At 37.6% G+C, this 23,877-nt stretch carries 20 protein-coding genes and 1 rRNA gene; 8 read left to right on the top strand and 13 right to left on the bottom strand.

Going from position 1 to position 23,877, the window contains the following annotated elements:
- The first annotated feature begins 20 nt into the window (after window positions 1-20).
- Together I6E72_RS15345 and astB are read left to right on the top strand one after the other, a co-directional pair.
- The gene (locus I6E72_RS15345; RefSeq protein WP_039486557.1) at window positions 21-1,127 is read left to right on the top strand and encodes an L-dopachrome tautomerase-related protein; all 1,107 of its coding nucleotides are present in this window, start codon (window positions 21-23) and stop codon (window positions 1,125-1,127) included.
- 636 nt (window positions 1,128-1,763) lie between these two features.
- Window positions 1,764-3,110 (top strand): N-succinylarginine dihydrolase, encoded by a 1,347-nt coding sequence (gene astB / locus I6E72_RS15340; protein ID WP_121954168.1) that lies wholly within the window; start codon window positions 1,764-1,766, stop codon window positions 3,108-3,110.
- An 80-nt stretch (window positions 3,111-3,190) separates the two neighbouring features.
- Here astB and I6E72_RS15335 read toward each other — a convergent pair whose 3' ends face one another.
- Window positions 3,191-4,045, bottom strand: coding sequence for a mechanosensitive ion channel family protein (locus tag I6E72_RS15335; protein WP_197112949.1), 855 nt, complete (start codon window positions 4,043-4,045; stop codon window positions 3,191-3,193).
- Window positions 4,046-4,271: 226 nt separating this feature from the next.
- On the opposite strand from I6E72_RS15335, the gene I6E72_RS15330 reads away from it, so the two are divergent.
- Together I6E72_RS15330 and I6E72_RS15325 are read left to right on the top strand one after the other, a co-directional pair.
- Window positions 4,272-5,267, top strand: coding sequence for a DUF4382 domain-containing protein (locus I6E72_RS15330; protein ID WP_197112947.1), 996 nt, complete (start codon window positions 4,272-4,274; stop codon window positions 5,265-5,267).
- Between the two features lie 55 nt (window positions 5,268-5,322).
- On the top strand, window positions 5,323-6,003 hold the full coding sequence (locus tag I6E72_RS15325) for an SDR family oxidoreductase (RefSeq protein WP_197112945.1): 681 nt from the start codon (window positions 5,323-5,325) through the stop codon (window positions 6,001-6,003).
- Window positions 6,004-6,134: 131 nt separating this feature from the next.
- On the opposite strand, the gene I6E72_RS15320 is transcribed toward I6E72_RS15325, so the two are convergent.
- From I6E72_RS15320 to I6E72_RS15295, 6 genes are all read right to left on the bottom strand, one after another.
- Complete coding sequence (locus I6E72_RS15320) at window positions 6,135-6,473, bottom strand: hypothetical protein (protein WP_024591547.1); 339 nt, start codon at window positions 6,471-6,473, stop codon at window positions 6,135-6,137.
- Window positions 6,474-6,658: 185 nt separating this feature from the next.
- Window positions 6,659-7,309, bottom strand: a complete 651-nt coding sequence (locus tag I6E72_RS15315) for a GIY-YIG nuclease family protein (protein WP_024591548.1) — start codon at window positions 7,307-7,309, stop codon at window positions 6,659-6,661.
- A 136-nt stretch (window positions 7,310-7,445) separates the two neighbouring features.
- Window positions 7,446-7,766 (bottom strand): hypothetical protein, encoded by a 321-nt coding sequence (locus tag I6E72_RS15310; RefSeq protein WP_145990803.1) that lies wholly within the window; start codon window positions 7,764-7,766, stop codon window positions 7,446-7,448.
- Window positions 7,767-7,868: 102 nt separating this feature from the next.
- Window positions 7,869-8,294, bottom strand: a complete 426-nt coding sequence (locus tag I6E72_RS15305) for a hypothetical protein (protein ID WP_076926134.1) — start codon at window positions 8,292-8,294, stop codon at window positions 7,869-7,871.
- 516 nt (window positions 8,295-8,810) lie between these two features.
- On the bottom strand, window positions 8,811-10,034 hold the full coding sequence (locus I6E72_RS19900; RefSeq protein WP_101163132.1) for a S41 family peptidase: 1,224 nt from the start codon (window positions 10,032-10,034) through the stop codon (window positions 8,811-8,813).
- 559 nt (window positions 10,035-10,593) lie between these two features.
- Window positions 10,594-11,301: an SDR family oxidoreductase gene (locus I6E72_RS15295; protein WP_197112943.1), complete on the bottom strand. Its 708-nt coding sequence runs from the start codon at window positions 11,299-11,301 to the stop codon at window positions 10,594-10,596.
- A gap of 386 nt (window positions 11,302-11,687) precedes the next feature.
- Here I6E72_RS15295 and I6E72_RS15290 point away from each other — a divergent pair, with 386 nt between their 5' ends.
- Entirely contained in the window at window positions 11,688-13,001 is a 1,314-nt protein-coding gene (locus I6E72_RS15290; RefSeq protein WP_197112941.1) for a M20/M25/M40 family metallo-hydrolase, read from the top strand.
- 59 nt (window positions 13,002-13,060) lie between these two features.
- Here I6E72_RS15290 and I6E72_RS15285 read toward each other — a convergent pair whose 3' ends face one another.
- From I6E72_RS15285 to I6E72_RS15270, 4 genes are all read right to left on the bottom strand, one after another.
- Window positions 13,061-13,858 (bottom strand): response regulator transcription factor, encoded by a 798-nt coding sequence (locus I6E72_RS15285; protein WP_197112939.1) that lies wholly within the window; start codon window positions 13,856-13,858, stop codon window positions 13,061-13,063.
- A gap of 121 nt (window positions 13,859-13,979) precedes the next feature.
- Window positions 13,980-14,696 (bottom strand): SIR2 family NAD-dependent protein deacylase, encoded by a 717-nt coding sequence (locus tag I6E72_RS15280; protein ID WP_197112937.1) that lies wholly within the window; start codon window positions 14,694-14,696, stop codon window positions 13,980-13,982.
- Entirely contained in the window at window positions 14,693-15,709 is a 1,017-nt protein-coding gene (locus tag I6E72_RS15275) for a Kelch repeat-containing protein (RefSeq protein WP_121955447.1), read from the bottom strand. The genes I6E72_RS15280 and I6E72_RS15275 overlap by 4 nt, the downstream gene beginning before the upstream one ends.
- Window positions 15,710-16,153: 444 nt before the next feature.
- Window positions 16,154-17,032, bottom strand: coding sequence for a sensor domain-containing diguanylate cyclase (locus tag I6E72_RS15270; protein WP_197112935.1), 879 nt, complete (start codon window positions 17,030-17,032; stop codon window positions 16,154-16,156).
- A gap of 398 nt (window positions 17,033-17,430) precedes the next feature.
- Between I6E72_RS15270 and I6E72_RS15265 the strand changes: the two genes are divergently transcribed.
- Genes I6E72_RS15265 through I6E72_RS15255 form a run of 3 tightly spaced genes read left to right on the top strand, consistent with a single transcriptional unit; the run spans window position 17,431 to window position 22,054 of the window.
- Window positions 17,431-19,491: a TonB-dependent receptor plug domain-containing protein gene (locus tag I6E72_RS15265; protein ID WP_197112933.1), complete on the top strand. Its 2,061-nt coding sequence runs from the start codon at window positions 17,431-17,433 to the stop codon at window positions 19,489-19,491.
- Window positions 19,492-19,500: 9 nt separating this feature from the next.
- A complete protein-coding gene (locus tag I6E72_RS15260; protein ID WP_197112931.1) occupies window positions 19,501-20,028 on the top strand; it encodes a YfiR family protein in 528 nt (175 codons plus the stop codon).
- 4 nt (window positions 20,029-20,032) lie between these two features.
- On the top strand, window positions 20,033-22,054 hold the full coding sequence (locus tag I6E72_RS15255; RefSeq protein WP_197112929.1) for a putative bifunctional diguanylate cyclase/phosphodiesterase: 2,022 nt from the start codon (window positions 20,033-20,035) through the stop codon (window positions 22,052-22,054).
- Between the two features lie 253 nt (window positions 22,055-22,307).
- Here the strand turns inward: I6E72_RS15255 and I6E72_RS15250 are convergent, their stop codons facing one another.
- Together I6E72_RS15250 and rrf are read right to left on the bottom strand one after the other, a co-directional pair.
- The gene (locus tag I6E72_RS15250) at window positions 22,308-22,943 is read right to left on the bottom strand and encodes a methyltransferase family protein (protein WP_165735527.1); all 636 of its coding nucleotides are present in this window, start codon (window positions 22,941-22,943) and stop codon (window positions 22,308-22,310) included.
- Between the two features lie 723 nt (window positions 22,944-23,666).
- Window positions 23,667-23,781 (bottom strand): 5S ribosomal RNA (gene rrf, locus I6E72_RS15245).
- Between the last annotated feature and the right edge of the window lie 96 nt (window positions 23,782-23,877).

Raw genomic sequence — 23,877 nt, 5'->3', positions numbered from 1 at the left:
TGTTTTAAAAGGTTTTAAAAATGACTCATATTAAAAAATTACTATTAGCTGCGGCGTGTAGCACGGCACTTTTAGGTAGCAACGCCGTATCTGCTAATACTGCTAACCAAAATGCTGATTTAAAAACAGTAGCCACTTTTGATGCGCAGCACCCACCGGGCAACATTGCTATTACCCCATCCGGCAGAAAGTTTTTATCTGTGCATGGCTTTTTTGGCCAAAAGCAAAAAATTATGGAGCTTTTAAGCGATGGAACAACTAAGCCCTACCCTAATGAAGAATGGGCATACGCGTACAATAACGGTAAAGGTTTTTACGATGTACTTGGTATAAACGTATCAAGCGATGGCGTTTTATGGATGCTTGACACTTCAGGGCCCGATCACGCTGGGCGCTTAGTAGGTTGGGATACAAACAAAGAGCAACTGCATAAAATTATTTATCTGGCTAAACCGACCATTACCGACACCTCGTTTTTAAACGATTTAGTCATCGATAATAAGCATGGCGTTGTATACATTGCTGACACAGCCCAAGGCAGCCAAGCCGCTATTATTACGGTTAACCTTAAAACAGGTGTCGCACGCAGAGTGTTACAAAATAGCCATTACACCACTGCCGAAAATATCGATATGGTTATTGATGGGCGCACAATGAGCCTTGGCGGACAACCTGCCCGCTTAGGTGTTAACCCAATTACGCTTGATCCTAACGAAGACTGGCTTTACTTTGGCTCTATGTCGGGCACGTCGGTTTACCGCATTGCCACCAGCGATATAAATAACAAGAGCCTTTCGGCTAAAGCGCTTGAAGACAAAGTTACGCGTTACGGCACTAAGCCAATTTCAGATGGTATTATTGTTGATGGCGGCGGTAACGTATATGTAACCGACATAACCAATGGCGCAATTGGCGTAGTTAAACCCACTGGCGACTACGAAGTATTATTTAAAGACGAACGCTTAAGCTGGCCTGATGGTTTTAGTTACGGAGCCGATCATAAAATATACTTTACCGTTGACGATTTACATAATTCGCCTGTACTTAATAATGGCAAAAATCAAAGCCACGGTAAGTTTAAAGTAATGTCGTTCGAGCCTTTAGTAAAAGGAAAAGTAGGCCGCTAATTTACTTTTTAAGTGACTGTATTTTTTAAAAAGCCTTGCACATTTAAGTGACCCAATAGTTGCAGGGCTTTTTGTTAAAAACACACCACACTGGTGCATATTTTAAAAATACTTCACCTCTTTGGTGCTAATTCTTTAGTACATATTTACACTTAAATACTAAACATCTGATTTCTATTCATAAAATATTCAAGTTAATGTTGGCATACTTCTTCCTATAAACTGATGTGTTCAGTGAAAATACCAAGGAAAAACCATGTTCAACTTATACCATACCCTTTACCTTTTATGGCGTTTAGACATTAGCGTTTGGCAAGTTAATGACCCAACAAATACCCGCACTACCGCTGATAAAGAACGCGCCTATGTTAAGTAGCATCGTATTGTGTAAAGGCTTGGCATAAAGCTTAAATGTATAAACCTACTTTAGGCTAAGCTTTTGCACACTATGAAATTTATGAATAAACCTTATTTAATTACTTATTAGCCACCTAATATAAAAACGAAGCTCCCTGCAAAAAACCACACATATAAAAACATCAAAAAATTAGTAAAAACACTGCGTTTATAACTTTGCAAGCAACCCTATTGCGTTGTATTGTTGCACCCTATTGAAAATTTTTAGTTGGAACGTGTATGCACGCTTTGGAAGTTAATTTTGATGGCTTAGTTGGCCCTACTCACAACTACGCTGGTTTATCGTATGGTAATGTTGCCTCGTTAAATAACGCAGCAAGCTTTTCAAATCCTCAAGAGGCAGTGCTTCAAGGCCTTGAAAAAATGAAAGCCATGCACGACAAAGGCCTAACTCAAGGTGTATTTGCCCCTCATGCGCGCCCCGACTTAAACGTACTGCGCCGCTTAGGCTTTACCGGTAATGATGCACAAGTAATTCATAAAGCATTTAAAGCAGATCCTATTTTATTACGCGCGTGTTATTCAGCGTCTGCAATGTGGACAGCAAATGCAGCTACGGTATCGCCATCTCCAGATACAACCGACGGCAAAGTACATTTTACTTCAGCTAATTTAAATAATAAGTTTCATCGTTCATTAGAGCCTGCAACCACTACACGCTTATTAAAAGCTATGTTTAACAACGACAAGCACTTTGCGCATCATACCCATTTGCCCGACCAAGGCTTTTTTGGCGACGAAGGTGCAGCAAACCATACTCGTTTTTGTGACAGCCACGGCGAGCAAGGCCTTGAAATGTTTGTATTTGGTGCCAGCGCGTTTAACAGCCAATTACCAAAACCAGCTAAATTTCCTGCAAGGCAAACACTCGAAGCCTCAGAAGCAATTTGTCGCTTACATAACTTAAAAGATTCAAGCCAAATTTTACTACAGCAAAATCCAGACGTAATAGACCAAGGCGTGTTTCATAACGATGTAATTGCAGTAGGTAACGCCAACGTATTACTGTGCCACCAGCAAGCATTTTTAAACCAAGCTTTGGCACTGCAAGATATTCGCGAAGCGTATGTGGGCAATAAAGAATTTTACATTATTGAAGTACCTACCGATAAAGTAAGCATTACCGATGCTGTAAGTAGCTACTTATTTAATAGCCAACTAGTGAGCCTTGAAGATGGTTCAATGTTGTTAGTGGCACCACAAGAGTGTAAACGCAACAGCGCGGTTAACGCCTACATTGAAGAAATGATCATGGCTGATAACCCAGTAAACCAAGTGCAGTTTTTTGATTTACGCCAAAGTATGCAAAATGGCGGTGGCCCTGCTTGCTTGCGTTTACGTGTAGCCCTTAACGAGCAAGAACTTGCTGCAGTAAACCCTGAGGTTATTTTAACTGATACTAAATACACACAACTGTGTGACTGGGCAAAACGTAACTACCGCGACAAATTAGGTGCAAGTGACTTTGCAGACTCAGCCCTACTCACCGAAAGCTACCAAGCACTTGATGAGCTTACACAACTACTTAATTTAGGCTCAGTGTACGACTTTCAATTAGAAGGTTAATACCTCAATTAGCACAAAGGCTAATACAAAAATAGCGAGCCAAGGCTCGCTATTTTTATTTGTGTTTGTGCTACTAGAATTTAAACGTCTTTATTAACCGTTATTGCCGATGCCATAGACTCAGATATATGCAGCGTACGCTGCGGAAATGGAATACTCAGCCCAGCACCTTCAATTGCTTCTTTAACGCGTTTGTTTAAATCCCACACAGTTTGCCAATAATCACCATTAACAGCCCACGCACGTAATTGAATGTTCACTGCGCTTTCGCCTATTGATGTCACCATTACTTTAGGTGCAGGCTCTGCGAGTAATCGGCTCTCTGATGCGGCTAATTCTTTAAGTACATTTAAGCCAACGTCAATAGAGTCGGCATACGAAATACCCACCACTATATCCATTCGTCTTTTACCATTACGGGTAAAGTTTTTAATATTGCCACCCCATACTTTGCCGTTAGGCGATGCGATATAAAGACCGTCGGTGGTTTTAAAAATAGTGGTAAACAAGTTTATTTCACTCACAGTACCAAGCGTGCCACTGGCATCAACAAAGTCGCCTATTTTAAAAGGTCTGAGTATTAGCAGCATAATACCCGCAGCAATATTGCTCAGCGTATTTTTAAGGGCTAAACCAATCGCTAAACCAGCAGCACCCATTAGTGCAATTAAGCTTGCCGTATTAACGCCAAAAATATCTAAAATAAATAGCCCGCCAATTATATAAACTAAATAACCAGCAATACTCGATAAAAGAGGAAGCAGCGTACTATCCACTTTTTTTAATGGCGATTTAGAGTTTTTAATCGCTTTTTTAACCGAGCGTGCAATTAAGGTACTCGCAACTAAAATCACCAACGCTAAAATCACCTTGTAACCTAAAGTGATGATTGTTTCTGAATGGCTTTGCCAAAACGCTAAGAGTTTATCTTTCATGTTTGTTCCGATAAATGTGGCTGAAACTCAGCAAAATAATGGTTAAATCTAATAAAAACCGACTTCAAAAGAAGTGGCGCGAGTATATAGTAAAAAACGATTAAATCTATGAAATTAAAAACGTTTTAAAACAGTATGTTAAAGTTCTAACTCCTCATATTTTTAATTCAATTTAGGTTAAGGGTCAAATACATACACTTAACAAATCAAATAAGAGGAAACAACCATGAACTTTAAATCAACAATATTAAGTAGCGCTATTATTTTTGCCTTAGCAGGCTGCGGCTCATCAAATGACGATGCTGAAACAACCCCACAAACAAGTGATAAAGCAACTTTTAGTTTAGGTATTTCCGACGCTCCAGTCACTGGTTTAAAACAAGTTAACGTTGTATTTGATTCAATAACAATTAAAGCCCAAGAAGGTGAAGAAGTTAGCTTTGAAACTCGCTCTAAAAACGATTCTACCTTAGCGCAAATGGTCAACTTACTAGACTATACGGGCGACGATATTTTTCAATTACTTGACGATCAAGAAGTACCTGCAGGTGATTATTCGTGGATCCGCGCGCAAGTAATAAACGGCGACACAAACAACCTTAGCTTAACATCTCACGTAGTTTATGAAGACGGCAGCATTGCACCGCTTATCGTAAAAAGAAAAGGTAATGATGGCGTGGGCGAAATTCAACTAGATGGCTTTACACTCAATCAAACCGACAACGAGTTTGTATTAGAGTTTGATTTAAAAAAATCATTGGTTGATCCACAAAATAATAACGAAGTATTTTTAAAACCTCGCGGTGTGCGTTTACAAAATCTCTCTGAATCACAAGATATTGAAGGCACTGTAAGCCAAACACTTATAAACAATTGCGAGACTGATAACATTGATCTTGCCGCTGATGATTCATCATTTGGTCATGCTGTTTACCTTTACTCTGCGCAAGCACAAACCCCAACAGATATTCATGAAATAGATGACCAAACGCCTGATAACGCTCCGTTAGCTACTGCCAATGTTGTATTTGATGCAGACGATAATGAATACGAATTTGAACTCGCATTCATAACACCAGGCGACTATCAACTTGCTTATACGTGTAGCGCACACATAGACGATGCAGAGCAAATAGATGCTGATTTTAATATTTATCAACTGAAACAAATTAGCCTAACGCAAGCTGACGATTTATCAGTCAATTTTGACATAGCGCAATAACTGCATGGCGCACATTGAGCTGCGCCTTTATTCATTTGTTAATAAGGAAAAAACCATGGCAAAAGAGAAAATAGTACTCATAACCGGCGCTTCTAGTGGCATTGGTGAAGCAACGGCAAAAACCTTAGTAAACAACGGTCACAAAGTTATTTTAACCGCCCGTAGAGAAGAGCAACTTAACCAACTTGTTGCCGAACTAGGATCAGATAACGCACTGAGCGTAGCCGCAGATGCAACCGACTTTACCGCACTTGAAAACGTAGTTACCAAAGGCATTGAAAAGTTTGGCCGATTAGACGTAGCCTTTGCTAACGCGGGTATGGGTGTTTCAACCGCAGGCACCGAAAAAGGCGACCCCGATGAGTGGTCAACCATGATTGATATAAACATTAAAGCGCTGCTGTGGACTGCAAAACTAACCCTGCCGCATTTACGCCAAAATAAAGGTCACTTTATATTAACCAGCTCAGCTGCTGGTCGTAAGCCATTAGGAGGCTCTATTTACGGGGCAACTAAATGGTTTGCTTATGGCTTTGGGCAAAACTTAGCTGAGGAAATGAGCCAGTGGAACGGACGCTGCACAACCATAGCACCAGGGATGGTAAACACCCCGTTTTTTGATGAAGCTAAACCCGACAAACTCGACCCGCAAGATGTAGCCGACGCGGTATTGTTTGCTATTGAAGCAAACCAGCGCAACAGCGTACGCGAGATTTATTTAATGCCGACTAATTAACGTTGATTGGTTGAGTTCGGGCTGTCAGGTTTAATGCTAATGGTGTTAAACCTGATGGTTGTTAGTGCTTAGCTTGGGTTAGATGTTAGTAGGTAAGAATGAATTAAAGGTATTAGGCATTTAAAGTCTTATTAATTGCCAATGCTGCCCTTAAACCATATGTAAGCAAAATATAGTACAACGGCAATATATCCAAAAGAAATAACTAGGTTTACTTTCCAGAGGTTTAGCCAAAAATTGCCTCTGAAATAAGTGCGTTCTCTTACTTCATGGTTGAACAATGCTACTGAAGAGGGCACTAATATTAACGCAGACCAACCAAGTATAGGTAACACCATAAACATAATGCCTATGCCTGTACCTCCTGCTGAAGCGTCGGATGCTTCACCATCAATTGGGGCTAGCATCACGTAGCCTAAAATAAACCCAACAATCGCAAGTATAAAACCTAAAAGCTGAAATGTTCTCATTATTATCCTTGGCAACTAACGAGACTGTAAAATAACTCCAACAGCCAAATTCAATTAAAAAATGATCTCCTTTAATTAACCCTAAGCGTTTTTAAAGCATTACAAGATTTAGATTGGGTGTCACTGTAATTCACGCTGGAGCAAAACTAACTGTTTTTTGTCCTTATTGGATCGTCTTGTTAGCACTATTTTAACGACTTTGCCAAAGAACTATATACTAGATCTACAAAAGTTGTTCCGTGCCATTCATCGTCAAGCGATGGATTTACTGTATCAGGTGCTCCACCAATTAGATCACGCATAATACGGTAATCATTACTACGCTGCGCAAGTATTTGCATTTTCTCTTGGTGCTCAGGAGGAAGCATTTTATTTTTATACCATGTACGAAAAACATGTTTAAAAAGAGGTTCATTACAAGAAAACCATTCGCCTTGTCTTCTTAGATGAGAAAACTTTTGGTGTAATTCAGCCTCTCTAGCAGAGCCTCCTGGTTCTAATGCGCCAATAATTAATTGGCCATACGTACCAGTTTGTAAATTTTGTAAACGCTGGAGTACATTTTTAGATCTACCAATCTTTATAAATAGCCCATGTAAAGGGTGTGCATTTTTAGGTGGTCCAGCCCAAGAGTCTGGTACCTGAATAATATAATAAACGCTATCGATAGTCCCAAAAGAAACTTTATTCGCCCACTCACACCAAGGTGTAACCCATTCATCTGCTTTTTTAAAAGTAGAAAAGTATTCGGTTGTGAAATAGTGCTCACCATTTTCAAGGTGTATATCTGCTACAAACTCACCGTTTTCGCATTCTCGAATACTCTCAACTTTCAATAGAACCTCTGATAGTGCTAACGCCCACTTAAGCGGACAAAAATAGTTGGTTAAAATGTGAAGCGAAGCGGAACCTAACCAACTGTTTTTGTTACGTTTGAAGTGCTTGTTATGTGGCAGTGTACTGTAAATTTTATTAAGCTTTAAAAGCTATAAATACACCAACAACACAAATAAGTTGAATGAAGTACACCGCTTGTAATACTTTCCCATTTTTAGCCGCTACAACAAAACCTGTAGAGTCAGAAGTTTTAGGCTTATAGGTAATAAAAAACAATAAATTTTTAAAACCACCAAAAGGGTTTATCCAAGAATTTTTACTTGGGTTCTCTATTTCTGAGTCTGAATGTTTTTGCATGTTATCAATGCAACTATTTTCCAAATAATTAAACAGAAATGAGCTTACGAATATCCATACCCAGATTATCAACCCTATAATTAGTTCAAATTGACTCAATGCTGACTCCATGCCACATAACGCTTAATATAACTGGAAAATACGAGCGCTTTACAGCGAGTAGTTTCCCAGTTGATGTTTTTGTTATACGCACATATTACGCTAATGTTTGGGAACATAGGTTTTACCCCACTTATTAGCCGCTGCCAAAGCAAAACCAAAATAGACAATACTAAAAACACCATTGAAAAATTCAAAATTTACTTCGTTGTTTACAGATTCAAAAGCGGCACTAAAAAGAGATATGAAAAATCCAAGTACAGCACTAAACCAAATGAATCTAATTATCACACCATAAACTTTCTCACTCAAAATCCCACTGTGTTCCTGAAAGCTCAGGAAAAAACTGGTTATTTTATGACAAATATAAACCATCAATAACGTTAGCGGCGGTACTAAAATAGCTTCTACAACTTCATGAAATATTAGGCCAATTAACATAGCTAACGAACACCACACTAAAGGAATTTTAAAACCCAATATCTCAGTGTAATTTAAGTATTTTGGTTTAACAGCTTCGTTATTCAACTACATGTCCTTTGTGCGTATAACGCCCATTTAAGAGGCAAAATATAGTTGGCTAAAATAGGTGAACGGAGTGAACAAAAGCCAACTATATTTTGTCCTGCTTGAAATTCTTTTTATGTTTCAGTTACTCAGGGCTTAATATACATTTTTATACTTAGAAACCCAAGTTTCCAGCCTTCGATAAAGCCAACTTTTGGGGTGATTTGATGGTTTACTACAAAGCCAGTTAGAACTAAAAAAGAAATAAAAACTATTCCATAGACCAACTCGAATGTATCTCCATTTACGATAGTTTCAGGTAGCAACGCCATTAAAGCAAAACTTGCTAGAAGGAATAAAACGACGTTAATAATACTAAAGAATATATATTTAAATATAAAACCAAACATATTTATTTGCACCTTCCATGATTGAAACATAACGCCCAATTAACGGGCTAAAAATTGTGGGCTAAAATGGAAGCGAAGCGAACAGCCCACTGTTTTTAGTCCTGTTAAATTTCTTGTTATAAGCCGGTTATTGCAACCCTATATCACTTAATATCCATTTTAATTGACGGTCATTTTTTGAAATATAGTCATCAATTGAAACTTCAATATGAACATTTGGGTATAACGCATCTTTATTATCACGAGTAAAGTGATACAGGCGCTTTGAGTATGTTACCTCTAGGTTGGAGTTAGGTAAAATAAATTGCCCCATATCTTGGTAACCTGAAGGTTTGGCACCAGTAGGTTCACCAACTAATTTTGCATTCAATAATTGTGAAAACTGAGCAGCATTACTCATTGCTGCTGAGAAAGTTGTATTATCAATAAGAACATAAACACCTGACTTCCAATCTATACTGTCAGCCAGTACGAGTAGTTGAGCCAATTTTAAACCTACAAAAAAGTCCCCACCATAATTGTCTCTAAGGTCAATTATTAACTTTTTAGATTTGTTTTTATTAATGAAGGATAATAAATCTTCGCCCAGTGATTCCATTTTTGAGATTGATGTATAACGGCGAAATTTAAAATAGACCACTTTATTATCGTTTAACGACCCAAACCAAAGATTCTCGTTTAGTTTTTCCTCAATCGAAAATATGGAGTTGTTTAGATAGGTGAGTTCGGCTGTATACTCATTTGAGTGGTATGGTTCTAATTGTTGTTCAATTAGTTTTTTGCCTACTGTGAATGTAAATCGGGCTTGAAATGTACCTTTGACAATTCCCAGCCCATTAAGTAATTCGGCTTTTGGGATATATTGAGCTGCTCTTATTTGTGTTGAGTATTTGTTTTCAGAAAAAGGTGTTAGTTGAGAAAATAAACGATAGATTTCTTCTGCATTCATGTCGTTAATTTTCTCAAGTTTCGCACCAAGGAGGTGCTTGAAATCCTTGGTAGTTTTAATTACATAAAGCTCTCCATTGAGCACCTTTAATTGAATAGGAAAACTTTTTAAATTAGCTCCCCATAAAGGAAATGATGTATGCCCATCACCAATTTTGTGAGTTAACCTCATCAGTTCAATTAATAACTGATTTTTCGTTAAAGAGGATAGAGAGCCTTTAAGTTGCGTTACCTCTTCATTAAAGCTTTGCCTAGAAATCGTATGGTAAAGATCTATATGTTTTTCAGACAAATTTCGTGAATAAAACTCAAGATCCTCTTGCCAACTTTCAACCTCTAAATCAGTAATGCCAAAACAATGGAGAGAAATCATTGATAATAAAATTGAAAGGGAAAGTCTCACTCGGTATTCCTTTAGGCTTATAACAATTTAGTCTACGACATTTGTCGTTTTACAAACCGACAAATGTCTTTATATTACAATGATTTTATCCTAGCTATAAAATAAACAACTGTAAACAGTTAGTTAGATTCGCCTTACCTTTTCTAAATGTAGCAAAACCCCAAAATGGTGGAGATCAGTAATATAAGACATATTGCTATGTTGTAATAATGGCTACTTAGTTAACAGGTTATATTTTAAATATCTGTGTTTAAACCAATAATGCGTACACCCCATGGTCCTTAAACTTGTAACTCGTTATTACTTATAAAATTAGTTAAAAATCACAATCTACTTCTATTGAATCCTGTGTATTTTTACTTCATGTTAAATACTCTTATTTCTCACTTACATACCTAGAGCGCTGCATGAATGGGTTATGGATCTTAAACCGCGTTAACACCCTACGATGAATTGACGTATTTAATAGCCTTAAAACGAAGAGGCTCAGCAGTTTTAAAATTTGCAATTAATAGCTGACTTTACTAGTTATCCACCTCATAGCGTGTTGTTATATTTATTAGAACGGTAACTCATCACCATTAAAACTATAAAGCTTTCCCGTATTATCAATAGATAAATTCAGAATAACGTTCATAACTCCAAGAGCCGAATCTACAACATTTTCACTTGCTGTAGAGCCACCCATATCGGTTTGAACCCAACCGGGGTGAACAGCTACCACAGCCACATTATCATTAACAAGTTCTTGTGATAAGTTCACTACTAGCATATTGGCTGCTGCTTTAGACATTCGATAACCATACCAATCCACACTTTGTTCTAGCGACAAAGATCCCATAGCAGAAGAAATAACGGCTATCTTACATAAGCGTTTTTTATTTATTAAAGGTAAAAAGCAATGAGTTAAATATAGTGGTCCAAGTGAATTCACCTTAAAACACATTTCGGCATTAGCGTAATTAATAGTATGGATACTTGTGTTTTCTCGATCCAAATATCCCGCATTATTTACTATTAAATCTAATTTAATATTTTCCTCATTAAGTTTACTTGCCAACGTCTTAATTTTTTCAGGGCAAGTGATATCCATTAGTTCAATAGACAATTTATTTGGAAACTTACCTTTCAATGAAACTAGAGCAACCGCCGTTTCTAGATCTCTACAGGTAGCAATTACTGTCCATCCATTTATAAGGTATTGTCTGGCTAATTCGAAACCGATTCCCCTATTAGCACCCGTTATTAATACAACTAAGTTATTCATTGTTTATACCTATAAATCTTACAATTTAGTCTACGACATTTGTCGCCTAAAAATGACAAATGTTCTTATATTACAATGGTTTTACCCTAGCTATAAAATAAGTATTTGTAAACAGTTAGTTCAGTCTCAACTTTTCTAAATGTAGCAAAAATCCAAAATGGTGGAGGTCAGTAATATCAGGCAAATTGCTGTTTAGTTGCACAGGTTGATTATTAGTTAAGTGGTTATATTTAAATACCTGTGTTTAAACCAATAACGCATTCCCCCTTAAACTTGTAACTCGTTATTACTTATAAAATTAGTTAAAAATCACAATCTACCCCTATTGAATCCTCTGTATTTTTACTTCATATTAAATACTCTTATTTCTCACTTATTATGCTGTTATGTCATTTTTTAAATTTAGCCATGCACTTATTCTCACAATCGCTAGTACTTTACCGCTTACAAGCTATGCCGCTTTAGATAAAAATGAGCGCGACATTGTAGAGCAAGTCGATAAAAATATTCCCCAAGCACTGCTAGAAATAGAACAAGCTGTAAATATTAATAGCGGATCACTTAATATAGAAGGCGTAAAAAAAGTAGGTGCGCTTACAAGCGAGCAGCTTAAAGCCATTGGTTTTAAAGTGGAGTGGCTTGATGGCAGTGCGTTTAATCGTGCTGGCCATGTATTAGCAACATATGAGAGTAAAAACCCCGATGCAATAAAAATACTGATGATCGGCCATATAGATACGGTATTTGCCAAGCACGATGACTTTACCACTTACAAACAGCTTGATGCCGATACAGCCAGTGGTCCTGGTGTTGCCGATATGAAAGGCGGTAACACGATAATAATTACCGCTCTTAAAAGCTTACAAGCCCTTAATTTACTCGAAAATGTAAGTATAAAAGTATTATTGACTGGCGATGAAGAAAGCAGCGGTCGCCCGCTTAGTTTATCTAAACAAGCTATTGTTGATGCCGCTATTTGGGCTGACGTAGCGCTTGGCTATGAAAATGGCGACAACAATATAAAAACAGCTATGGCGGCGCGCCGTGGTTATACCGGTTGGACGCTAAATGTAACGGCAAATGCAGCGCATTCGTCACAAATATTTAGCGAAAGCGTTGGTTATGGCGCTATTTACGAAGCATCACGCATTTTAAATGATTTTAGAGAGCAACTTGCCACGCAACCTAATTTAACATTTAACCCAGGGCTTATTGTAGGTGGTACAAATGCCGACTACGACAGTGCTAACTCGTCAGCAACGGCGTTTGGTAAAAGTAATGTAATAGCACAAACCGTGCATGTAGCAGGTGATTTACGCGCACTTTCGCCAAAGCAATTCGAAAACGCAAAAAGATCAATGCAACTCATTGCTAGCAACAGTTTAAATGGCAGTAAAGCAGAGCTTATTTTTGAAGACGGTTACCCGCCAATGGCATTAACTGATGGCAATAAAAAGCTATTAGAACTTTACAGCGATGCAAGCCACGATTTAGGCTTTAACAAAGTAGTAGCAGCAAACCCACGAAATGCAGGCGCAGCTGATATTTCGTTTGCGGCAAGCCATGTTGATATGGCACTTGATGGTTTGGGCTTAATGGGCAGCGGCGCGCATACCAAAAACGAAACAGCTGACTTAACCAGCCTTGATAAAAACATTAAAAAAACTGCATTACTTATTTATAGATTAGGGCAGCTGTAGGAGTAAATTTACAAGTAAGCGAGGACCGAATAACCTCAGTCCTACGCTTACAGTTACTTTTAAGACATTATTTTAAACAGTAAATCTTTTACAGTTGCTGGCTCAAATGGTTTATCACAAATTGCATCAACACCTGCTTGGGCTATGTTTGCTAAGTGCGTTTCGTTGGCTTCTGAGCTCACCATTAAAATAGGAATATGCGAGTAGCTATTTGAGCCTCTAACGGCTTCTGTTAGCTCTCGCCCATCCATTTCTGGCATGTTGTAGTCGGTTACAATTAAGTCAAACGATTGGTTGTTTAAGTGCTCAATAGCTTCTTTACCGTTTTCAGCTTCTACCGGGGCAGGTATTCCCATACCCGCAAGAACACGAATAATGTGTTTACGCGCAAAGCGGCTGTCGTCTACCACTAAAACTCGCAGCAGCGTTACGTCAAAATGATCAAGTTCTACTTCTTCTTCGCTTATAATATCGAGGGTTGCTTTGAGTGCGCGGGTAATGGCTTTTGCGCTAAAAGGCTTAGGCAAAATAGCTAGGACACCCGATTGGCGTAATTGCTCAAGGTATTTTTTATTACGCTCGCTCGATATAAGCATAAAAGGTTGATGCTCGGTGATAGGATTTGATCTTATTTCTTGCAATAGTGAGTCGGCTGTCCCGTCAGATAAATACATAGAGCTTATAACTAGATCAGGGTGATAACTTGCTAATAAGCTAAGCGCTTGTGTTTGTGTAGATGCAGTTTCAACTTGTTTTACACCACTTTCTAAAAGCGATTTTATTATTATTTTTTGCTGAACCTCTGAAGGCTCTACAAGTAAAATGGACAAGTTTGCTATTGCAGTTAAGTCGCTCATTCAGATCTCTTTAGTATTGTTATAATCAGGATAATAATAACATTTTTGACTCGTTAATATTATATAAAGAGATTGTAATATTTAAGAAAACATTATCAATCCCTTTAAAATATAGCACTTCTTAATTAGATTGAATGTAATCTAATGCATTCATTTTTTTATATGTGACGTTAGCGTGCAAAATATGTGCAGGCTCAGGGTCAACCACTTCAACAGGAATGTCGTAATTTCGGGCTATTTCAATTGCCATTTGCGTAATATTAACGCTAAACGAGGTGCCCATAAATACAATTTTATCGGCGTTGAGCATACGCTGTTGTGCTTCTGTTATTCTGTAAAGCTCGGTGTAGTATTCGTCAAATAATAAAACAAAGGGCTTAAATGAATGGTTTAGCTCAGGCGTTTGGTGTTGAATATTAAATAGCTCAAAAAGAGACTCTTGCAGGCGGCTTTCGTCTACGCTTTCCCACGGGGTGGCAAGTGGCGTGACTGGCTCACCTTGCTCATGAAATAAGGTCATTTGATCAAGCCTGCCGTGTATCGCTATGTAATTTTTGTTACCCGCTTTGCCATCAAGCCCATCTATGTTTTGAGTAATTAGGTTTTTGTCACTTAGCCAATGGTGTACGTCGTTTGGGCCATGGTTACGATACGTTGCAAAGCGATGGTAATACCATGCTAAAAACTCTTTTGGGGCGTTTTGGTACATTGCGCGTGTTGCCATTTCCATAGGCGTATAATTTTTACTGCCAATGGTCCAATAACCATCCTCCCCTCTAAAGGTGGGAATACCACTGGCAGCGCTGACTCCCGCTCCGGTAATGTAAAGGGTATTCACTTTGGCGCCTCGTAACCGAGTACGTTAGCGCTTACTTGCTGACTGTTATCAATGCCGCCAATTCGATATAAAACCCCACTGTGCTCAAGTAAACCACGATGATCCATGCTCTTTACTTCAACTGGGGATAAAATCTGCCATTCGTTTTTTTCGATACTAAAGCGCCAAACATGGTCACTTGCAGGTGCAGGTTTGCCGTCGTAACCTATTGCGCTGTAGTTGTATGGGTTATTAGAGCCTGCCATCATATAAATATTGCCATTGTAGCTGGTGGCTGCCATTCGGTAGTGAGCAGTGCCCGTTGGATGTGGCAAGGTACGCCAATCTATTTTTTGTGGGTTAGTTGAATCTATTGTGCCTTTTAAGCACTGTGCTACACCTGCAAACGAGCGACGCGAATCAGGATTAGCTTGTGTTTTAACGCCATCACAAATAACAATGGTGTTAGCACTAATAGCAGCGGCTTGGCCAAATACAGGCTCACCTAAAAATGGCGAGGCTTGTTGCCATGTATTATTTTGCGTGTCGTATACTTGCACTAAGTTTACGTTGCCGTCGTTATGCCAACCGCTAATTAGATAAATGTAACGCGCTTTGTAGCTCAGCGCTACGCTATCGTCTACGGGTACTGGCATACTCGCAAGATGAGTGTAGGTATCTTTTATTACGTCGTACCTATATACGTCGGGGCTTGAAACTTCAGTATGATCCTCTGCTACCGTATAGCCGCCAAACACATAAGCGTACTCGCCTAAGCCGACTGCGGTGCTTGCTAAGCGCCCTTTTAATGGCAAGCTTGAAGGCACACCAGTTTTAGTTTGCCACTGTGAATCGCCAACTTTAAGCGCCCACACTTTATTATGCACTGACGAGTATTGTTTATCGCGCCCCAGCCCCATAAAGCTTAAAAAGTAAGGCTGATTTTTAACAATAACTTTAGCCACAGCATTATTTGCAACAGGCTCTGGTAAAGCGGGAAGGCTTGCTAACGCAAGAGAAAAAAGAAGGCTCATAAGGCAAATAATTTAATAAGAATTAATACGCTCAGATTAAATTATTTTAGCCTTATGAGCCAGTATTGTTATATCTAAATAATCAAACGCTTTTGATTAGTAACCATATTAGTAGGCAATACTAATATGCTGATTTAAGTACGCTGCATTTTGCGCTTCATCAACCATTGCGCTTGCATAATCAGTGACCAATATATTGCTTTCGCCTGCATCATTAGTAAAAAATGTATTACTGCCAATACGGTAATCGCCTTCATTATCATCTGGACATGATTTGTGGGCAGCCTATTTATCAAGGAACTACCAACAAACTGCTGTAAGAGCATTTATAGATTTTTTAGCGCAGCACTGGCAAACCGATATTAAAAAGTATGTCGGCAGGTAAGGCATTGTATTTAAGGACGCTGTGACTATGGTTTAACCTAAGGTGATAGTTCAGCTTAGTTATTGAGGTAAATAGGTTACGTTATCTAAGCCTCGTTGTTTGTTTTTGTACATAGCTTGATCAGCATACTTTATGAGTTCGTGATCTGTTTGGCCATGCTCGGGGTAATTTGCAATTCCTATACTGGGTGAAATATTTAGTAGTACGTCATCTAACCTAAAGACGGCCTTAAACTCAGTGAGGACTTTATTTTTGATTCTGACAGTTTCGTGGCTAGAACTTAAATTATCTAAAATAATTAAAAATTCATCTCCGCCTAAACGCCCTACTGTATCGTAGTGCCTGACCGATGCTGAGAGCCTTTTTGCAATGGCGCATAAAAGCTTATCGCCAGTTTCGTGTCCGTAAGTATCGTTGACTGCTTTAAAACCATTTATGTCTATAAACAGTAAAGAAAAAAACGTGTTGTCTCTGGTTGCACTAATAATTACTTTTTCTAATCGATTCATCAATAAAGATCGATTTGGTAGGCCAGTTAACACATCGTGCCGTGCCATATAATGGAGTTGATCTTCCATTACTTTACGTTCAGTTATATCGTGCGCGACAGCGATCCTTACTTGATGTTGCTCTGACCAACGAACAGACCATAATATATGAACTACTTGACCATCTTTTCTCATCCAACGGTTTTCAAAGCGAGGGTTCACCATTTCGCCAGACAACAGCGAAGTTACGGCATTATGCGTTTTATAATGATCACCTTCGTAAACATAGTTAATCATTTTTTTGCCTACAACTTCGTCGGCCGTATAACCAAAAATTTGCTCAAATGCTGCGCTTACAAAAACAAATGTGCCTTGTTTATCTACCACGCATACCGCATCAAGCATTAAATCGAGTACTTCTTCTACATTAATTAATTCATTTTTTTCCATACTTTGGTGCCTTCAAAGCAAAACCAAGCGAATTTAAGTATTCTATATACCTTTAATAAAAGCAAAGGTAATTGAAACTACAATAATAGTTAATACAAAGTTAGATTAATCGTGCACGTATAATTAATATCGCCCTTGTAAAAGCATGATATGCAAAGTTAAATAATCAATAAGCGCAAAATACTTTGAAGTCCTTCAAAAATAGACTAAATTTTAAATAGTATATAACCATATAACTCTCATTAATTTCTATTTTTTAACTACTACAAAATTAGTTGTTTTGATTTAATCGCATTTATACTTTTACGCTGTTAATGTATGTTAATATTGTGTGACATCACATGTATTACAAAAACAGTCATTGTTTTTGATTTTTTGATTGCGCAGGAGATTTTTGGGTGAAAATATCACAACGTTTATTTTGGCCATTACTTTTTGTGTGCCCTCTTGTAATGGCTGAGCCGTTTGAAGATGAAGACCTCGATCTTGATGCTTTAATGGGTATGGATGTGCAAGCAACTTCTGCGATGAAAAGAGCACAATCAGCATTTGATACCGCTTCATCTATTTATGTATTAAGTAAAGAACAAATTACTAAATCTGGTGCTACATCAGTACCTGAAGCACTAAAAATGGTGCCGGGTTTAATTGTCCGTCAGCTCGATAACAATCAATGGGCTATTTCCTCAAGAGGTATTGCCTCTCGCTTTTCAAGCAAATTATTGGTTATGATTGACGGACAAAGCTTATATACTCCAAAGTTTGCCGCTGTTTATTGGGAAACACTCAACGTTCCTTTGTACGATATTGAACGTATTGAAGTTATACGCGGACAAGGCGGATTACTTTGGGGAAGTAACGCAAATAATGGCGTTATTAATATCATTACTAAAAATAGTATTGATACTCGCGGTGGATACGCAAGTGTAACAACTGGTAATCAAATAAATGTTGATGCTAATCTTCGCTACGGTGGTGATATAAGTAACATAGGCAGCTACCGTGTGTATGGGCACTTAAAAGATGCTAATGAATCAAAAAAAGGGATCTCACTTCCCCCTAATGACACAACCAAACAAAACTCTTTAGGTTTTAGAGCTGACTTTACCCCTAATGATGAGTGGTCTGCGCTACTTCAGGGTGATGTAACTCATTCCACACTTGGCCAAAACTACCGAGGTGTTGTCGATGAAACCAACGAAAACATTTCATTTTCAGATGATTTAAAGCGAACAGACTCGCGCATAATGGCGCGCCTTGAAAACAGAATGTCGCCAGATGCCAATCAAATGCTACAAATTTCTTGGCTTAAACAAAATGGCTCTCAAAATTATATTAAAGAAGACTTTGAATCGATAGATATTGATTATCAAATGAACTTTATATATCAATCTCTACAGTTAGATTGGGGGTTGAACTACCGATACAATTCTATATCTTTCGCAGAAAGTGTATTTTTAGATAGCGATAAAAACTTTGATAGCCTCAAACAATATGGTGCACTTGTTCAAGCTCAATATAATGTGACTCCTGACACTCTCGACTTTATTATTGGTACTAAGCTTGATCATAACGATTTAACTGGCTGGGAAAATCAACCATCAGCAAGACTTATATACAAACCAGTAGATAACCATCTTACTTGGGGCGCAATATCGCGAAGTATGCGTACACCAACATTAATTGAGTTTAACGACAACTTTAAAGTTAATGGTACAGAAATTAAAGATCTTACCGGTTTAAGTTCAGGCTTTGACCAAATAGACGACTACCGAATTGCAACCTACCTAAATGGTAATGACAAAGTTAAATCAGAAAACTATCTATCTTATGAATTAGGCTACCGTTTTACTGCTAACGATTGGTCATTGGATCTTTCTACTTATTATACCGATGCTAAAAACGTAGCGGTTATTGATATGAATACACATGCTGAACAATTCACTCCTATACTTGATTTATTTCTAGCAGGGAGAATTCCAGAAGTATTTCAAGCACTAACAATGACTCGTATAGATTTAGACTTTGCATCTGTAGCAGACACAACCACTAAAGGGTTCGACTTAGTTGTATCATGGCAACCAATTGATAATCTCAATACTGAGTTTGGTTATAGTTACACCGATTATAACTACGATTTACCTCCTAGAGTAGAGCCCGCTATCGGGTATGACTCTAAAAACAGGCAGTTATTTGCAAAAGCCGATTATTCTTTTTTAACCAACCATAACGTGTTTGCGACATTACGAGCAGTAAACTCAAATGCATATAATACTGATAATTACACAACGTTAGATATTAGTTGGAATTGGCAGGCTACTCCTGTGTGGTCTACTGCAGTTTCGGGTAAAAACCTATTTTCAGGTTCACATATTGAGTACAGTAATACGCGCGAAACCTATACATTACCAAACTATATTGATGAATGTATTACGTTTACAATTTCAGCAAATTTCTAAGCTAATTAGATGATTAAATTAAGAAGTCTAATTCACAGAAGCTTAATAGCCTTGGTACTTTTAAGTACCAGCGTTGACGCTGTTGAAAAAGAATACATGCTAAAAGCAGGCTTCTTGTATAACTTTGCACGTTTTGGACACTGGGATTCTCATTTAGAACCCCTTGATCAATTTACTATTTGTAGCCCTGATAAATACTTTATTGATGTGGCTAACACCGCTCTAAAAAATCGCACTATAAAAAAATTACCTTTACATAACAAATTAGTCACTCTTGATGAAGTCACAACATCTGCGTGTAACATGCTATTTATCACCTCAGATACATTTGCTCAGTGGCAAAACATAACTCCTTTAGATCTAAAAAGTATTATGGTCATTGGTGAAACAGACTCATTTATTGAAAATGGCGGCCATATCAGATTCTTTCTTTCCAGTGGTAAAATTTGCTTTGAAATTGCACCACAACAGCTTAAAGATGCAGGCATTACTATGAGTTCAAAAGTACTACGACTTGCACGCGTTGTAGATAGGTAATGCAATGAAAAAACTATTTGCATTAAATACAATGAGCAAAAAATTATTATTCATCTTAATGAGTGTCGCACTTGTATCAACCGCTACAGTAACCATTGTATTTAGTGCTTATGAAATCACCAGCGCTCAAGAAGAACAAATAGAAAGCCTGGGGTCGCTGTCTAAAATGCTTTCACCCAATATAACTACTGCACTTATGTTTAATGACATAGATGCAGTACAAGAGCTTATAGACCCAATACTTATACGCTCAGATGTTATTAGTATAATGGTAACGAGTATGACTGGTGAACAACTTGTTATTGCTCAAGCCGAAAATGAAGAAATAGAACAAAGCATTGAGGTTAATACCCCCCTTCAGCTCGATATGCATGATTATGGCGTATTAAAAATACGCGCTAACAACAGTTACATTCAAGATAGAATCATTTTTTACTTTAAATTTATAATGATTTTGATGGTCTTTACCTTTGCTATCAGCCTCATTTTATCCCTTTTGCTAAGGCGCCGCTTTTTAAACCCTATTTTATATTTAGCACAAACAGCAAATAAAATAACAACGTCACATGATTATAGCTTACGCGCTAAACAACTATCACAAGATGAAGTAGGACAATTAACCTCTTGTTTTAACGATATGCTATACAACATTGAGCAAAGAGAAAGTTCATTAGAAAATCAAGTTAGGCTTCGTACTAATGAACTTGAAAATGCAAATATTCAGTTGCAACAATATGCTTACCAAGACGGGTTAACCGATTTACCAAATAGACGGTATTTTTATGAGAAACTACAAAGCTTAATAAGTGTTGAAGGAATGAAATTCGCACTTATATTTATAGATTTAGATGGTTTTAAAGAAGTAAACGACAGCCTTGGGCATGACTACGGTGATTTATTATTACACCAGGTAGCAACGAGGCTGCAAAGCTGTATAACAACAAAAGATACAGTAGCACGCTTAGGTGGAGACGAATTTACATTAATTTTAGAGGGTGTAAATAGCCCAGATGAAGCATCAAAAATTGCCGAAGCTGTAAAAAGTAGTTTAATGCAGAGCATTAAAATAAAAAAAGAAACAGTCTATGTTACCGCAAGCATAGGTTTAACGTTTTTCCCTGCTGATGGTTTAACAGTAGAAGAGCTCGTTAGACGTGCTGATCAAGCGATGTATTTATCTAAAAATAAAGGGCGGAATCGCTATGAGTTTTTCTCCTATGCTATCGAAGAAAAAGCCACAGAAAAGCGTCGCCTGATAGAAGAGATACGCACTGCAATTGTTAAAAACCAATTTGAATTATATTACCAACCTATATTTTCAATTGATGGGAAATCAGTACCAAAAGCTGAAGCCCTTATTCGTTGGAACCACCCTGAACGAGGCCTAATAGGCCCCAATGAATTTATACCTGTCGCTGAAAAAAACGGATTAATAAACGACATCGGCCAATGGGTAAAATCTCAAGCAATTCAAGATACCGTCCAATTCAATGTTTTAAGTGAAAAGACAATTCAAGTCAGTGTAAATACATCACCTCTTGAAATTGACCGCGCTGGTTGCTGGGTGGATGAATGGATTGTTGCAAGTAAAAAGTACCAACTACCCGCCAACACTATTTTAATTGAAGTCACTGAAAATACCTTAATGGATCCAGATTCGTCAATACAGCGACAATTAAAACGCTTAAGCACTATTAATATAGACATAGCGATTGACGACTTTGGTGTTGGTTATTCTTCTTTGGCGTATTTACAGCGCTTAGATATAGACATTTTAAAAATAGATCGCTCATTTATAAGCGATATTGAATCAAACGATAATAGTATTGCTCTCGTTAAGGCTATTATCACTATGGCTCACAACCTAGATGTAATGGTGGTAGCGGAAGGTGTTGAAACACAAAAACAGTATGACCTATTAAAGCTGCTTGCTTGCGATTATATTCAAGGCTACATTTTTTCAAAGGCAATTACTAAACAAGAGTTTATGAAAAAGTATATAATACCAATCCGCAATAATACTTAATCATTTTGCGGGGCTAAATGTGTCGCTACCTGTGTTAAAAAATTCTCATTTAGAACAACTAAATAGCAAATTTTTTGCCTAGCTATCAACACGTTTTTCCATCCTCAAAATAGATCACTTAATTAAGCGAATTGGTATAAAACAAAAAGAAGTGATCTGATTTATGTCCATCTTGCTGGATTTTAGCAAGCCAACACAGAACACTTCTTTACTCTTGCGTTAAAAATTCATGTATTTAAAGCTTAATCCCAAGCTATAACCAGCGAGGGACTAGTTGTTTATACTCTTTATATTGTGTAGAAAAACGATGAGCTAAATGAGCCTCCTCAACTAACGTTTGTCGATATATAGCTGTAAAACCTATAACTAAACAGATCAAACTAAATATACTAGGTAAGGCTAAAAAGAAACCCACCTGTGCAGCTACAACACCTAAATACATCGGATTCCTAGAGTATTCATATAATCCTGATGTTTTAAGCTCATGTGGTCCCTTAGGATCAATTCCTGAACGCCAAAGTGCTGCCATATGAAAATGTACAAACATCGTCAAAATAAAACCTGCACTCAATAAAATATCGCCAAATAATACACCTGGCCAGCCATTGAGAATTGGGAATAGCCCAAGGTAGCTATCTAACTCAGGTACAAACACTCTAATTACACATATAAACCAAATAGCAGCCCTGAAAAACTTAAAAACCATATGGTTCCACCAACTAGTACAAAACTTATCTCCGGGATAAATAACGCCTGATGGTGTGTCTCGATTTTTATAAATAATTCTAAATGTATAAAAGCCCGCAACAAAAGTATAAAAAATAGCTAAGTAAATACGTGTAAATTCAACTAGCGAAGTAGAGTCATCTAAAAATGTTTCATAGGGCATCTAGTTACAGCTCACAATCATTATTGGTAGTAATTTTAAAACAACTAACTCAATAAATTTTAGTTATAAGGTCATGAAATTATATTAGTATTCATTGTCTTCATAAACAAGTTAAGTCAGAGGTTTGTTAACGAGTAATCATTAACTAATACCATTAATTTAAAATAACTTTGATTTATGAGGATCTCATACTTTTTATATAATACCAATCTGCTTATATATTTGAATTGATATTATTCACTCATATTTTTACATTCTATATATGCAAAAAAACGACTATTTCGGTTAGGACTTTCTTTAATTTGAAGCTTTGTACAGTGCAATAGTGCCCTCAGCGTTAGGAAGTCACAGTGAAAAACTACACTCGCATCGGCGATGCCACTTTAACTAGTTAAATTAAGTAGATTATTCACTGAGAGACGCTTCGCTCTAGAGGAATACCTGAATCACTTTTCTAAAAATGTAAAAAGCCCAGCTCGTTAGTTTCGGGAGCTCTACAACTTAATGCTTGTGTGATGTCATGATACCTTCAGCGGTGGAGAGTCATAGTGAAAATGCTGCGCACTCATCGTAGAGCGTAGGTTTTTATAATTTTAACAGCAGGAGTCGCTTTGCTCGCCCGCCCTGCGTGTTGATGTGAGTGTGTATTTATTGCGCGCATTTTACTTTTCTGCAGACGTAAAAAAGCCCGAATCGTTAGATTCGGGCTTTCTAAAATTTGAAGCCTGGTAATGTCCTACTTTCACATAGCAAATGCTACACTATCATCGGCGCTGTTTCGTTTCACTACTGAGTTCGGCATGGGATCAGGTGGGTCCAAAACGCTATTGTCACCAAGCAAATTAGGGCGTTAATCCGTATCGCTACGCACTAACTGAATTTGGAAAATATCTGATAATATTTCTTAAGTTTTTCTTCAGTAATATCTACTTTA

The organism is Pseudoalteromonas sp. NSLLW24, from assembly GCF_015864725.1.
Classification (GTDB): Bacteria; Pseudomonadota; Gammaproteobacteria; order Enterobacterales; family Alteromonadaceae; genus Pseudoalteromonas; species Pseudoalteromonas arctica.
The sequence above is the reverse complement of the archived record's forward strand: the minus strand, read 5'-3'. Positions and strand labels throughout refer to the sequence as shown.